This window comes from Muricoccus radiodurans (assembly GCF_050154705.1).
Classification (GTDB): domain Bacteria; phylum Pseudomonadota; class Alphaproteobacteria; order Acetobacterales; family Acetobacteraceae; genus Roseomonas; species Roseomonas radiodurans.
Genome location: NZ_CP189561.1, coordinates 5267558 through 5280258 on the forward strand (window position 1 = coordinate 5267558; position 12701 = coordinate 5280258).

The 12701-nt window shown below is 72.2% G+C and carries 12 protein-coding genes, 1 tRNA gene and 1 riboswitch; of the genes, 6 read left to right on the plus strand and 7 right to left on the minus strand.

Features of this window, described 5'->3' with window-relative positions; translation table 11 throughout:
- Positions 1-31: 31 nt before the first annotated feature.
- From ACP6CK_RS24465 to ACP6CK_RS24485, 5 genes are all read right to left on the minus strand, one after another.
- Entirely contained in the window at positions 32-736 is a 705-nt protein-coding gene (locus ACP6CK_RS24465; RefSeq protein WP_426955938.1) for a hypothetical protein, read from the minus strand.
- Positions 737-1094: 358 nt separating this feature from the next.
- The gene (locus ACP6CK_RS24470) at positions 1095-1889 is read right to left on the minus strand and encodes an enoyl-CoA hydratase/isomerase family protein (protein ID WP_426955939.1); all 795 of its coding nucleotides are present in this window, start codon (positions 1887-1889) and stop codon (positions 1095-1097) included.
- The gene (locus ACP6CK_RS24475; protein WP_426955940.1) at positions 1886-2800 is read right to left on the minus strand and encodes a hydroxymethylglutaryl-CoA lyase; all 915 of its coding nucleotides are present in this window, start codon (positions 2798-2800) and stop codon (positions 1886-1888) included. Before ACP6CK_RS24475 ends, ACP6CK_RS24470 begins: the two co-directional genes overlap by 4 nt.
- The gene (locus tag ACP6CK_RS24480) at positions 2800-3660 is read right to left on the minus strand and encodes a CoA-binding protein (RefSeq protein WP_426955941.1); all 861 of its coding nucleotides are present in this window, start codon (positions 3658-3660) and stop codon (positions 2800-2802) included. Before ACP6CK_RS24480 ends, ACP6CK_RS24475 begins: the two co-directional genes overlap by 1 nt.
- Complete coding sequence (locus ACP6CK_RS24485; protein WP_426955942.1) at positions 3657-4799, minus strand: ATP-grasp domain-containing protein; 1143 nt, start codon at positions 4797-4799, stop codon at positions 3657-3659. The genes ACP6CK_RS24480 and ACP6CK_RS24485 overlap by 4 nt, the downstream gene beginning before the upstream one ends.
- Positions 4800-4967: 168 nt before the next feature.
- Between ACP6CK_RS24485 and ACP6CK_RS24490 the strand changes: the two genes are divergently transcribed.
- Positions 4968-5507, plus strand: coding sequence for a MarR family winged helix-turn-helix transcriptional regulator (locus tag ACP6CK_RS24490; RefSeq protein WP_426955943.1), 540 nt, complete (start codon positions 4968-4970; stop codon positions 5505-5507).
- Positions 5508-5601: 94 nt separating this feature from the next.
- On the opposite strand, the gene ACP6CK_RS24495 is transcribed toward ACP6CK_RS24490, so the two are convergent.
- Positions 5602-6684, minus strand: a complete 1083-nt coding sequence (locus tag ACP6CK_RS24495; RefSeq protein ID WP_426955944.1) for a DUF808 domain-containing protein — start codon at positions 6682-6684, stop codon at positions 5602-5604.
- A 163-nt stretch (positions 6685-6847) separates the two neighbouring features.
- Between ACP6CK_RS24495 and ACP6CK_RS24500 the strand changes: the two genes are divergently transcribed.
- From ACP6CK_RS24500 to upp, 4 genes are all read left to right on the plus strand, one after another.
- Positions 6848-7816, plus strand: a complete 969-nt coding sequence (locus ACP6CK_RS24500; protein WP_426955945.1) for a Bug family tripartite tricarboxylate transporter substrate binding protein — start codon at positions 6848-6850, stop codon at positions 7814-7816.
- 66 nt (positions 7817-7882) lie between these two features.
- Positions 7883-9175, plus strand: a complete 1293-nt coding sequence (locus tag ACP6CK_RS24505; RefSeq protein WP_426955946.1) for a GTP cyclohydrolase II — start codon at positions 7883-7885, stop codon at positions 9173-9175.
- A complete protein-coding gene (locus ACP6CK_RS24510) occupies positions 9172-10377 on the plus strand; it encodes a DUF1688 family protein (RefSeq protein ID WP_426955947.1) in 1206 nt (401 codons plus the stop codon). The genes ACP6CK_RS24505 and ACP6CK_RS24510 overlap by 4 nt, the downstream gene beginning before the upstream one ends.
- A 58-nt stretch (positions 10378-10435) precedes the next feature.
- The gene (gene upp / locus ACP6CK_RS24515) at positions 10436-11068 is read left to right on the plus strand and encodes a uracil phosphoribosyltransferase (protein ID WP_426955948.1); all 633 of its coding nucleotides are present in this window, start codon (positions 10436-10438) and stop codon (positions 11066-11068) included.
- 1 nt (position 11069) lies between these two features.
- Here the strand turns inward: upp and ACP6CK_RS24520 are convergent.
- Positions 11070-11144 (minus strand) — tRNA-Gly (locus ACP6CK_RS24520).
- A 102-nt stretch (positions 11145-11246) separates the two neighbouring features.
- Positions 11247-11324: riboswitch (SAM riboswitch) on the plus strand.
- Between the two features lie 47 nt (positions 11325-11371).
- Between ACP6CK_RS24520 and metZ the strand changes: the two genes are divergently transcribed.
- Positions 11372-12592, plus strand: coding sequence for an O-succinylhomoserine sulfhydrylase (gene metZ / locus ACP6CK_RS24525; protein WP_426955949.1), 1221 nt, complete (start codon positions 11372-11374; stop codon positions 12590-12592).
- Positions 12593-12701: the final 109 nt, after the last annotated feature.

Below are 12701 nucleotides of genomic sequence, written 5' to 3' on the forward strand. Positions count from 1 at the left end.
CGATACGGATGGCGTGACGGGGAGCGCAGCGTCAATCCGGCAAGGCTTCGGCCCACGCGGAGCGGAGATACAGCTCCCGCTCGGCCCGCCAGAGATCGCCGAAGTCTACGTTCTGCCACTGGTCGAACCAGGGCCCGCCGTTCGTGTAGTGGATGGCCTGCGGTGGCTTGGCAGGCCGCTCATACTCGCCTTCCAGGAAGTTCCAGCCGAGATCGAGCGCGCCGATATCCGCGTCCGCCGCCCAGGTGAAGCGGTGCAGCTCCGCCGGCGACATCGTGTTGATCGCCTGCGGCGTGAGGGACTGCACGGCGGGATGCGCGCCGTTGAAGACGATGAAGGACGACCAGTTCTTGCGGGGATAGGTGGTCTGGGTCTGGCCGTCCATCTTCTCCGCGTAGCGGGGGACGTAGTCGTGCTGCACGACGTACACGGCCTTCGAGCGGTCGAGCGTCTGCGTCAGCGCGGCGACATCGGCGGTGAAGAGGAAGTCGCAGTCCACGAAGACGCACCAGTCATCTGTCGCGGCGAGGTAGGGCGTGAGAAAGCGCGTGAGCGAGAACTCCGTGGAGGCCGCGTCGCGCCGGCGCCGGTAGAGTCCAAGCTCCCGCAAGCTCGGCTGCTTCAGCGGGAAGACCTCGACGGGCGACCTGGCGTGCCGGACGATCGAATGCTTGCAGACCCGGAACGCGATGTCCTCCCGGCTGTCCCAGCCGACATAGACGTTCAGAGCCTTCATCGCCTCACATCCAAGCTCATTTGTTAAAGCCTGGACGACGATGCCACCGCGGTATCGTTCAAACAAGGCTAACGCTGCATTGCAGCGTCAGTGATTCAGTAGTTCTTCCCGCTGAAATCTCATTCCGCACGGTGAGGACAAGGAGATGGGATTTGTCGCTTCTATCGAGCCTCCCGCCAGGACTTGGGGACGCTGAACGGCTTCTTCCGCGAACCTGATCGGCAGGGCGAACCCGCACCGCCGTGAGATGCCTTCAGGGCTGCGCGACGGCGTCTGCTTCTCCGACCTTATGCGGCGTCCTGCGCGAAGGTGCTCCGCCGCGACGGCACGGGCGGGCCGGAGCACCATCCCGCTGCTGCTAGGCCACCCAGTTCGGCGCCCGCTTCTGCTTGAACGCCGCGATCCCTTCCTCCGCCTCGCCGGAGGCGGCACAGCGCGCGAAGGAGGCGGCGGCGGCTTCCGCGTAGCCCGGCGGCACCGCGCCGCCGAGCGCGGCGAGCATTCCCTTCGTCTCCGCCAGCGCGCCGGGCGCGCCCTGCATGACGTCGGCGATGGTCGTCTCCACCAGCGCGTCCAGCGCGGCGGCGTCCGGCACCACCTCGTGCACGAGGCCGATGCGGCCAGCTTCCTCCGCGTTCAGGGTGCGGCCCTGCAGCACCATGCGCTTGGCGGCGCTGGGGCCGGTCCGGTGGGTGATCCAGGGCAGGATCTGCGCCGCGACGAGGCCGCGCCGCGCCTCCGGTGCCGCGAAGCGCGCATCCGCGGTGGCAAAGGCCATGTCCGCCGCGCAGACGAAGCCGAGCCCGCCCGCGAAGGCCGAGCCCTGCACCGCCGCGATCACCACCTGCGGCAGGGACGCGAGGGCGGCGAAGCGCGCCCCGGTGCGGCGGTTGCGCTCGGCCTGCGCGGCCAGCTTCTGCTCGGGCGGGAGCGGCGCGCCCACCTCCGTCAGGTCCAGCCCCGCGCAGAAATGGCCGCCCGCGCCCGACAGGACGAGCACGCGGGCCGCGCGGTCCTCCTTCAACTCCGCCAGCAGCGCATCCAGCCGCTCGACGAGATCGGCGCTCAGCGCGTTGCGGCGCGCGGGGCGGTTGAACACCGCCCGCACCACGCCGCCCGTGCGCGTCACCAGGAAGGGGGATTCGTCACTCATGCGCTCTCTCCCATGCGGACGGTGCGGGAATGCAGGGTGCGGCCCAGCAGGGCCTCCGCGGCGCGGCCCGCCTGCATCAGCGCGCCCATGTCCAGGCCGGTGTCCACGCCCATCGCTTCCAGCAGCGTGCAGAAATCCTCGGTGCAGACGTTGCCGGTGAAGCCCTCGCCATAGGCGATGCCGGCGGGATGTCCGCCCGTGCCGCCGAGCGCGGTGTCGAAATAGGTGATCCCCGCCTCCAGCGCCGCCACCGCGTTGGCGGTGCCGGTGCCGCGGCTGTCGTGGAAATGGGCGATGATGGTGGCATCCGGCAGCGCCGATTGCAGGCGGCGCATCAGCGACTTCACGCGCGGCGGCGTGGCCGATCCCACTGTGTCGCCGATCGCGATCCGGTTGATGCCAAGGCTTGCGAAGTGCCGCGCATCCTCCTCCACCCGTTCCTCCGGCGTCGGGCCGTCGAAGGGGCAGTCGAAGGCGACGGAGATCGTGCCGACGCCGACGAACTCGCCGTTCGCCAGCCGCGCCATCTCCTCCACATTCGCCCACTGCTCCGCGCGGGTGCGGCGCAGGTTCTTGTTCGTGTGCCCCTCGCTCGCGGAGACGAGGAAGGAGATCTCCTCCGGCCCGCGCCCGGCCGCCTTCGCGGCCAGGGCCCGCTTCACCGCCGCCGGGTTGGGGCAGGTCGCCTTGAACAACACGCCCGGTCGCGGCGGCACGGCGGCCAGCACCTCATCCGCATCCGCGAACTGGGGCACGTGCTTCGGGTGGGAGAAGGAGGTGATCTCGATCCGGGGAAAGCCGATCTCCGCCAGGCGGTTCACCATGGCCGCCTTGTCGGCGGCGGGGATCGTGCCGGGCTCGTGCTGCAGCCCGTCGCGGCAGAAGCACTCACACAGGATCACGTCGGGCATCAGATCAACCCTTTCAGGATCTCGATGGCGTCATAGGGCGTGCGGGCCACCTGCGCGCCCGCCTCGCGCAGCACGGCGAGCTTCGCGGCCGCGCCCTCCCGCGCCTCGCCGATCAGGGCGCCGGCATGGCCCATCTGGCGGCCCTCCGGCGCGTGGCGGCCGGCGATCATGGCGACCACCGGCTTGGCGAAGCCGCTGATGGCCTCGGCGAGCGCGTATTCCTTGTCGCCACCGATCTCGCCGACATAGAGGACGGCGCGGGTCGGTCCATGGTCCGCCAGGGCCGCGAGGTACTCATGTGGGTTGCGGCCGATCACCGTGTCCCCGCCCATGTGCACGACCACGCTCTGCCCCACCCCCGCCGCCGTCAGCAGGCGCGACACGGCCAGGGTCAGCGTGCCGCTGCGCGTGAGCACCGCGACCGAGCCCGGCGAGCAGAAGGCCGGCGAGACGGAGCCGAGCAGCACCTTCCCCGGCACGCACAGCCCGAGCGTGTTCGGCCCCACCAGCCAGCACCCTGCGGCCCTCGCCGCACGCGCGGCGCGCAGTGCATCGTGCACCGGCACATATTCGGAGGCGGAGACGATGGTGCGGATGCCGGCCGCGGCGCAATCCCGCACCGCGTCCGCCGTGGCCCCGGGCGGCGCGTAGAGCACCGCCGCATCCGCCGGCGCATCCAGCTCGTCCAGCGAATCCAGCAACGGCACCCCGTCCTGCACCCCGCCGCCCGCGCCTAGCGCGATCCCGGCGACGATGGGCGTCCCGCCTTCGCGCATCATCGTCACCTGACGCGCGGCGTAACGGCCGGTCGCGTTCAGCACCACCACGCGGCGCGGCGGTGCATCGAGGAAGGGGATCATGCCGCCGCCACCGCCCGGACGAGTTCGCGCGGGTCCTCGTGCAGCGCCACCACCCCCGCGGCGCGCAGCCGCGCCCGCGCCGCGTCTAGGTCCAGCCCGCGCGCCGCGGAGGGCGCGGCGGCGAAGCCCGCATAGACCGGCTTCGGCGCCGGCCGGTTCGCCAGGAAGCCCAGCAGGTGGTCCACACGCTCCCCCAGCGGCCGCGATGCCAACGTCGTGTAGAACAGGATCGCCTTCACCTCCGCCCGCTCCGCCAGGGTCCAGGCCGCTTCCAGCCGCGCCTCCGTCGTGTCGGCAGGGCCGCCGACGAGGTTGTCCATGAAGCACGCGGCGGTCAGGCCCTCATCGGCCAGCAGGTCCATCATCAGCATGCCCAGCCCCGCCCCGGCGGTGACGAGGGCCACGTCGCCCGGCAGCTCCACCAGGGCGAAGCCGCGCGTCCGCGCCTCCCGCTCCAGCGGCGTCAGGGCGCGGGATTCCAGCCGGGCGCTGGCCGCCGTCGCGGCGCGGTCGTGGCGAAAGGCGGCGGCGTCGTCGCGCTCCATCTTGCAGTCCAGCGCGACCAGCCGCCCGCCCACCACCGCCAGCGGGTTGATCTCCAGCAGGGACAGGTCCTCCGCGGCCATGACCCGCGCCAGCCGGACCGCCTCCCGTGCCACCCGGGCCGCCAGGGAAGGGGGGAGCGCGTCGCCCAGCCGGGCGAAGATCGCCTCCGCCGCGCCCGGCGCCTCCGGGTCCAGGGAGGCGCGGATGAGGGAGGCGACGTTCGACTCCACCTCCACCCCGCCCTCGGGCCCGATCATCGCCTCGATCGTCTGCGCCGTGCCGTCCACCCGGAGCGCGAGGTAGAGCTCCCGCTCGATCTCCGCCGCCTCCTCCAGCAGGAAGCCCGCCTCCGGGTCGCCCAGGATCTCCAGCATCGCCGCGCGGGCGGCTGGCAACTCGGCCGCCGTCACGCGCCGCACCAGGCCGCGCTTGCCGCGCCCGCCCTCCGGGATCTGCGCCTTCAGCACGAGGCCGGGCCAGGCATCCGCCCCCGCCCCCGCCGGTAAGGAATCTCCCTGCAGCAGGGCCCCGCGGGGCCGCGCCACACCATGGCGGGCCAGGATCGCCTTGCCCTCCGCCTCCGTCAGTCGCACTGCCGTCCCCGCCCGCCGTGATGGCCCGATGAATTGGTTGACGCCGTAAACGATCTCGCCATTCCCGGTCAACGCGGCCCCCGGTGGGCGGCCCGCACGGGCGGCGTGCCTTCCCGGCCCGCGCCGTGCTAGAGGGCGCGCAATGACCCCGTTCGTCCCCGTGCCCTGATGCCCGAGGCCCAGCGCCCGTCGCGCACCATCCGCGACCTGCTCTCCTACCGGGTGCACCGGCTGGCCAACGCGCTGTCCCGCGGCGCCGCCCGGCGCTACCGCGAGGCCTTCGGCGTGAGCCTGATGGAGTGGCGCACCCTCGCGCTGCTCGGGGACTTCGCCCCCATGGCGCTGAAGGAGCTGTCGCTCCACTCCGGCCTGGACAAGAGCCAGGTCAGCCGCGTGATCTCCACCCTCGTCGCCCGCGGCCTCGTGCTGCGCTCCACCGGGCGCGACGACGGGCGGGAGGTGACGCTGCGCCTCTCCGCCGCCGGCCGCCGCACCTTCGAGGGGCTGATGGATGCCGCCCGCACCCGGGACGACGCTTTTCTCGGCGTCCTGACGGCGGAGGAGCGCGATGCCCTCGACGGCATCCTGAGCAAGCTCCTGGCCGAGGCGCGGCGCCAGGCGGAACCGAAGGCGTGGGACGGCGCGTCGGAGGACGAGGCCGCGCAGCACGCCGTCTCGCCAGAGCCGGAGGCACCCCCGGGGCGCTGACGCGCCCGCGCCCTTTGGTGCCGGGCAGTGCGGCCCCGTTCTGACGGCCCCGGAGGAGTTCCGGGCTTATCCGGCTTCCGGCTGAGGCCGGAGATCAGTGGTTCGCCGTTTCCCCCGCCGCCGGCGCCTGCGGCCGCCCGAGGATGCGCCGGGCCGCCCGCACGGCCGGGACCCCCACATGCTCCACCGCCGGGATCAGCGCGGCGCCCACCGCCAGCCCGAGCAGCCCGGACAGGGCCGCCGTGACGAACCACTCGACGGCCGCATCCACTGCCGGCAGCGCGTGACCGGCCCAGGCGGCGGCCTCGTGCACCAGATGGGCCGGGGCGTTGATGCCGAAGCTCTCCAGCCCGTGCAGCAGGATCCCCCCGCCCACCCAAAGCATCGCGGCGGTGCCGACGATGCCCAGGACGCGCAGGAAGAACGGCATTCCCTTCACCAAGCCGCGGCCCAGGCCCTGCACCAGGGGGCGCAGCGCCCGGTCGGCGCCGGACGCCTCTCCGCCCGCCCGCGGAGCGCGCAGCCCGAGCAGCGTCGTGACCGGCCGGTCGTTCGCCGCCAGCGCGACGCCCACGTCGTCCGCCTTCACGATGAGCGCCACCGCGCCGTAGACGAGCACCGTGATGCCGACCCCCACCACCGCGAGGATCGCCGCCTGCGCGACGAAGGGGGAGGCGGAGAGGGAGGCGAGGGTCAGCGCCATGATCTCGGCCGAGAGGATGAAGTCGGTCTGGATGGCGCCGCGGACCCGCTGCTCCTCCAGCGCGACGGGGTCCGGGGGCGCGGCGCCCGTCGCGGCCTCATGCGCCTCGGCCTGGTGGGGCTGGAGCGCGTGCCAGACCTTCTCCGCCCCCTCGTAGCAGAGATAGGCACCGCCGATCATGAGCAGCGGCGTGATGCTCCAGGGCGCGAGATAGGAGAGCAGCAGTGCCGCCGGCAGGAGGAAGAGAAGCTTGTTCCTGACCGATCCGACCGCGATCTTCCAGACGATCGGCAACTCGCGGGACGCGGCGAAGCCGACGACGTAGCGGGGCGTCACGGCCGCGTCGTCGATCACGACGCCCATGGCCTTCGTCCCCGCCCGCGCCGCCTGGGCCGTCACGTCGTCGAGGGAGGCGGCCGCGACCTTGGTCAGGCTGACGACATCGTCCAGCAGCGCGAGAAGCCCTGTGCTCACCAGTCATTCCTTGGGGTTCGCCGGGAAGATGACAGATCGGACAGGAAGGGCGAAGCCGGGTCCGGGTCGCGAGGGTCGCGCGCGGCACGGGATGACGGCGGACGGGTTGCGGTCCGGCCCGGGCGGTGCCTAGCCTTCGCACCCGCAATATCAGGGCCGGCACATGCAGCGGCGCGACCTTCTTCTCCTCTCCGCCGCCTCGGCCCTGCCGGGGGTGGCCCGGGCCCAGGGGGACCCGCTGCGCCAGGTGAAGCTCATCGTCCCCTACGGCGCGGGCAACATCACGGACCAGGTGGCCCGGGTCTTCGCGGAGGAGCTGCCACGGCGCTGGGGCGGGCGTCCGGTGATCGACAACCAGCCTGGGGCGGGCGGCGTGGTGGGGGTGGTCAACCTCGTCCGCGCCCCGGCCGATGGCACGACGCTCGGCATCGTCTCGGTCGCGGCCATGGCGATCGTGCCGCACACCACCCGGCCGCTGCGCTACGACCCCCTGACGGACCTGACGCCGATCGCCGGCATCTCGGTCTCCAGCGCCTTCCTGGCGGTGCATTCGTCGCTGCCGGTGCATACCCTGGCGGAACTGGCCGCCTATTGCCGCGCGCGGCCGGCGGACAGCCCGGTCTTCTACTACTCCCCCGGCAACGCCACCGTGCCGCACCTGAATCTGGAGACGATCCGGCGCGCGCTGGACTTCCCGATGCAGCACGTGCCCTACCGCACGAGCGCGGCGGGCAACACCGACCTGCTGGCGAACCGGGTGCAGGTGACGATGGACAGCTTCTCCATCACCCTGCCGCACATGCAGTCCGGCGTGCTCCGGCCGATCGCCTTCAATGGCACGGCCCGCCACCCGGAATTCCCGGAGATCCCGACCTTCGCCGAGGCGATGCCCGGCGTGCGGCTGCTGAACGCCTGGTCCGGCCTCTTCGGCCCGCGCGGCCTTCCGGCGCCGATCGTGGAGCGCGCCTCCCGCGACGTGCTGGAGATCCAGGCCACCCCCGCCTTCGTCGAGAAGCTGCCGATCGGGGTGCAGCCCTTCGTCTTCGGCCCGGCGGAGTTCGCGGCCCAGATCCGGGCCGACAACGAGCGGCTGGGCCGGCTGGTGGCGGAGATCGGCCTGACACCGGATTAAGGCGGGGATTCACCTTCCCGGCCTTAAGCCTTAGCGTCATCCCTTGCTTGTGACGGACCACCCGAGATGACCGAGCCGACCATCGCCGAGGCGCCTGCCGGGATGAACCGCCTGCGCAGCCGCCCGGCGCCGCAGCCGATCGTGCTGACGTCCCACCCCCGTGCGGGCAGCGTGCCGCCCATCGCCTGGGGCGCCGCCACGGCCGCGGAGCGGGGGCCGGTCATCGCGACGCTGACGGACCCCGCCGCGCGCAATGCCATCGGGACGCATTCCGGGGCCTATTCGCTCTACCGGGCTCTGGCGGTCGCCTCCGGCCAGCTCGATCCCGCGCACCGGCCGGATTTCGAGAACACCCGGCCCGCCGACCCCATCGGCCCCTTCGCGCAGTGGGGCGACCCGGCGAAGATCGTCTCCCTCGACCCCTGGGGCCATCTGGTGCCGGAGGTCTTCGCGGCGCAGCTCGCGGCCGGGCGGGACATCCGCCCCTCCATCGCCGTCACCCGCGCGCACATGAACATGCCGGAGCTGCGGGAGGCGATGGAGGCCGGCCGCCTCTCGCCGGACGGCGCGGTGCTCGCCGCCAACGGCGACCTTCGCGTGACGAAGATCGCGATCGAGCCGGTCTGGTGGCTGCCCGGCGTCGCCGCCCGTTTCGGCATCGGGGAGAACGCGCTCCGCCGCTCCCTGTTCGAGCAGACTGGCGGCATGTTCCCGGAGCTGGTGACGCGCCCGGACCTGCGCGTCTTCCTGCCGCCCATCGGCGGGATGACGGTGTACCTGTTCGGCGATCCCGCGAAGCTCGGTGATCCCAACACGAAGATCGCCGCCCGCATCCATGACGAGTGCAACGGCTCCGACGTCTTCGGCTCCGACATCTGCACCTGCCGCCCCTACCTCGCGCACGGGATCGAGGTGTGCGCGCGCATGGCGCAGGCCGGCGGCGTCGGCGTCATCGTCTACAACCGCAAGGAGGGGCGCGCGCTGGGCGAGGTGACGAAGTTTCTCGTCTACAACGCGCGCAAGCGGCAGGAGGGCGGGGACCGCGCGGAATCCTACTTCCTGCGGACCGAATGCGTCGCCGGCGTGCAGGACATGCGCTTCCAGGAGCTGATGCCGGACGTGCTGCACTGGCTGGGCATCGCGCGCATCGACCAGCTCGTTTCTATGAGCAACATGAAGCACGCGCCCATCGTCTCCTCCGGCATCGAGGTGGTGGAGCGCATCCCCATCCCGGACGGCCTGATCCCCGCCGACGCGCAGGTGGAGATGGATGCGAAGAAGGCCGCCGGCTACTTCACCGACCGCGTGCCGGAAGCCGAGGAGCTGCGGCTCGCCAAGGGACGCGGGCTGGAAGGTTGAGCACCACGGTTTCGGCCCGCGTCGCCGTCCTGCGGGACCCGGCGACGATCCGGGCGCGCGCTGGGGCCATGCTGGCCCTCGCCGAGCGCGACGCCCTGCCGCACTTCACCTACCACCCCGACCGCCTCTCCGCCGCGGTGTCGGAGGTGCTGGACACGATCCGTGAGAACTACCCGGACCTCCGCATCCCCTATCACGCGCGCTGGCGGCACTTCGCGGCGGGCGGGACGGATCGCTGGGCGAGGCTGGCCGTCGAGCGGCCCACGATGGACAAGGCGGAGACGCTGCGGCTGCGCGGCGACCTCTGCATCGTCTCCGTCCTGCTGGACGCCGGCGCCGGCGCGGCCTGGCGCTACGTGGAGCCGGAGACGGAATTCACCCTGACGCGCTCCGAGGGGTTGGCGGTGGCGAGCCTGGACGCCTTCCGGGCCGGCCTCTTCTCCTCCGACCCTGCGCGGCCCCTGCAGGCGGATTCGGCGGGGCTGGAGGCGGTGGACGCCGCCGCCCTGGCCCGCGCCTTCCAGGTGACGGAGGCGAACCCGTTGGAGGGGCTGGAGGGACGGGCCGCGCTGCTGCGCGCGCTCGGCGCTGCCATTCGGGAACGGCCGGACCTGTTCGGCAGCGATCCGCACCGCCCCGGCGGGCTGGTGTCCCATCTGGCCGAGGGGCCAGTGTCCGCCCCCGCTATCCTGGCCGCGGTGCTGGACGGCCTCGGCCCCATCTGGCCCGGCCGGATCGCACTGGACGGCGTGAACCTGGGCGACGTGTGGCGCCACGATCTGGCGCCGGAGGGGCTGATCCCCTTCCACAAGCTCTCCCAATGGCTGGCCTATTCCCTGGCCGAGATCTTCGAGGATGCGGGCATCCCCGTCTCCGACATGAACGCCCTGACCGGCCTGCCGGAATACCGCAACGGCGGCCTGATGCTGGACAGCGGCCTGATCGCCCTGCGCGACCCCGCCCTGGCGGCCGCGCCCCTGCCGGTGGACCACCCCGCCATCGTGGAGTGGCGCGCCCTGACCGTCGCCCTGCTGGACCGGGTGGGGGAGGGGGTGCGCTCCGCCCTAAACCTTTCCGCCGCCGAGCTGCCGCTCGCCCGCGTGCTGGAGGGCGGGACCTGGGCCGCCGGCCGCCGCTTGGCCGCCCGCCTGCGAGGCGGCACCCCGCCGATCGCCGTGATCTCCGACGGCACCGTCTTCTAGCTGTGGGTCGGATTCACGCCCCGCGTCCTGCCCCGATCCGCCCTGAATGAGGTTCCCGATGCACCCGCGCCTGACGGTCGTCTCCCACCCCTTGGTGCAGCACAAGCTGACCCTGATGCGGCGGCGGGAGACCTCGACCGGCGAATTCCGCCGCCTGGCGCGGGAAGTGGCGCTGCTGATGGCCTATGAGGTGACGCGCGACCTGCGGCTGGAGCAGGTGCCGGTCGAGACGCCGCTGGAGCCGATGATGGCCCCGGCCCTGGCCGGCAAGAAGCTGTGCATCGTCTCCATCCTGCGCGCCGGCGCGGGGCTGGCGGAGGGGATGCTGGACCTCGTTCCCTCCGCACGCGTCGGGCACATCGGCCTGTACCGGGACCCGGCGACGCTGGTGCCGGTGGAATACTACCTGAAGCTGCCGGAGGACGTGGCCGAGCGCCCCGTGATCCTGGTGGACCCGATGCTGGCCACCGGCCATTCCGCCGCGGCCGCGGTGGGGCGGCTGAAGATGGCGGGGTGCCAGGACCTGCGCTTCGCCTGCCTGTTGGCGGCGCCGGAGGGGTTGGAGGTGCTGGCGGAGGCGCACCCGGATGTGGAGGTGTTCACCTGCGCCGTGGACCGGGAGTTGGACGAGCACGCGTACATCCGGCCCGGTCTGGGGGATGCGGGGGACCGGCTGTTCGGAACGAAGTAATTGGAGCGGGCGATGGGAATCGAACCCACGACATTCAGCTTGGGAAGCTGACGTTCTACCTCTGAACTACGCCCGCGTGCCCGAGGTTCCCGCAACCTAGCGGCCACGGCCCCCAGCGGCAAGACCGCCACCCCGTCTTGCCCCGCCGCCCACCCCTGGCCTAGAACCACCCTACGGGTCATCCCGTGCTCGCGATTTGTCGGCCAGCTTGCGGCGAGCTTAAAGAAACGCGCTAAACGGTCGCGGCGGCGTGCCCACGGGCGCCCGCCCACGCCGGGCCATCACGTCTGATGGAACCCCCGAATGCCCCGCAGCCTTCCCGACCAGCCCTTCCGCCCTGCGACCATCCTCGTCCGCGGCGGCCAGAACCGCTCCTCTTACGATGAGATGTCGGAGCCGGTGCACCTCACCTCCGGCTTCATGTACGAGAGCGCGCAGCAGGCCGAGGACACCTTTCTCGGCACCGCGCAGCACTACCAGTACTCCCGTTTCGGCAACCCGACGATCGAGGCGCTGCAGCAGAAGCTCGCCGCGCTGGAAGGCGCGGAGGCCTGCCGCGTCACCGCCTCCGGCATGGCGGCGGTGCACGCGGCGATGCTGTCGCACCTGAAGGCCGGGGACCGCGTCGTCGCGTCCCGCGCACTCTTCGGCTCCTGCCACTGGATCGTCTCCACCCTCCTCCCGCGCTACGGGATCGAGACGGTGTTCGTGGACGGCGCCGACCTCAACCAGTGGGCGGATGCGCTGAAGACCCGCACCGCCCTGGTGCTGCTGGAAACCCCGTCCAACCCGATGCTGGAGATGGTGGACCTCCGCGCCGTCTCGGACCTGGCGCACGCCGCCGGCGCGATCGTCGTGGTGGACAACGTCTTCGCCACGCCGCTCCTGCAGCGCCCGATGGAGTTCGGCGCTGATGTCGTCGTCTACTCCGCCACGAAGCACTTCGACGGCCAGGGCCGCGTCCTCGGCGGCGCCGTGCTCGGCAGCAAGAAGTGGGTGGACGACACGCTCCAGCCTTTCATCCGCAACACCGGCCCCAGCATCTCCCCCTTCAACGCCTGGGTCGTGCTGAAGGGTCTGGAGACGCTGCACATCCGCATCCCCGCCATGTGCGCCAACGCTGCGAAAGTCGCGGACTTCCTGGCCTCCCGGCCGGAGGTGTCCCGCACCCTCTACCCCTTCCTCGCCTCCCACCCGCAACAGGCGCTGGCGCGGAAGCAGATGTCCGCCGGCGGCAGCCTCGTCACCTTCGACGTGGCCGGGGGCAAGGACGCCGCCTTCCGCGTGCTGAACGCGCTGCGGCTGGTGGACATCTCCAACAACCTCGGCGACGCGCGGAGCATGGTCACCCACCCCGCCACCACCACCCACATGAAGGTGGGACCGGAGGAGCGGGCGCGGCTCGGCATCACCGACGGCACCGTCCGCCTCTCCGTGGGGCTGGAGGACGTGCAGGACGTGATCGAGGACCTCGCCCAGGCCCTCGACGCCACCCGCGGCAGCCTGCGCGCTGCGGCGGAGTAGCCCGGCGGCCGGCCTGCGATCCCGCCGGATCGCAGGCCCTTCCGCCCGGTCCCGGCCCGCTGCCGCAGCCGAGGCGTCCGGCCGAGGATCGGCCTTGGTGGACTTGCCC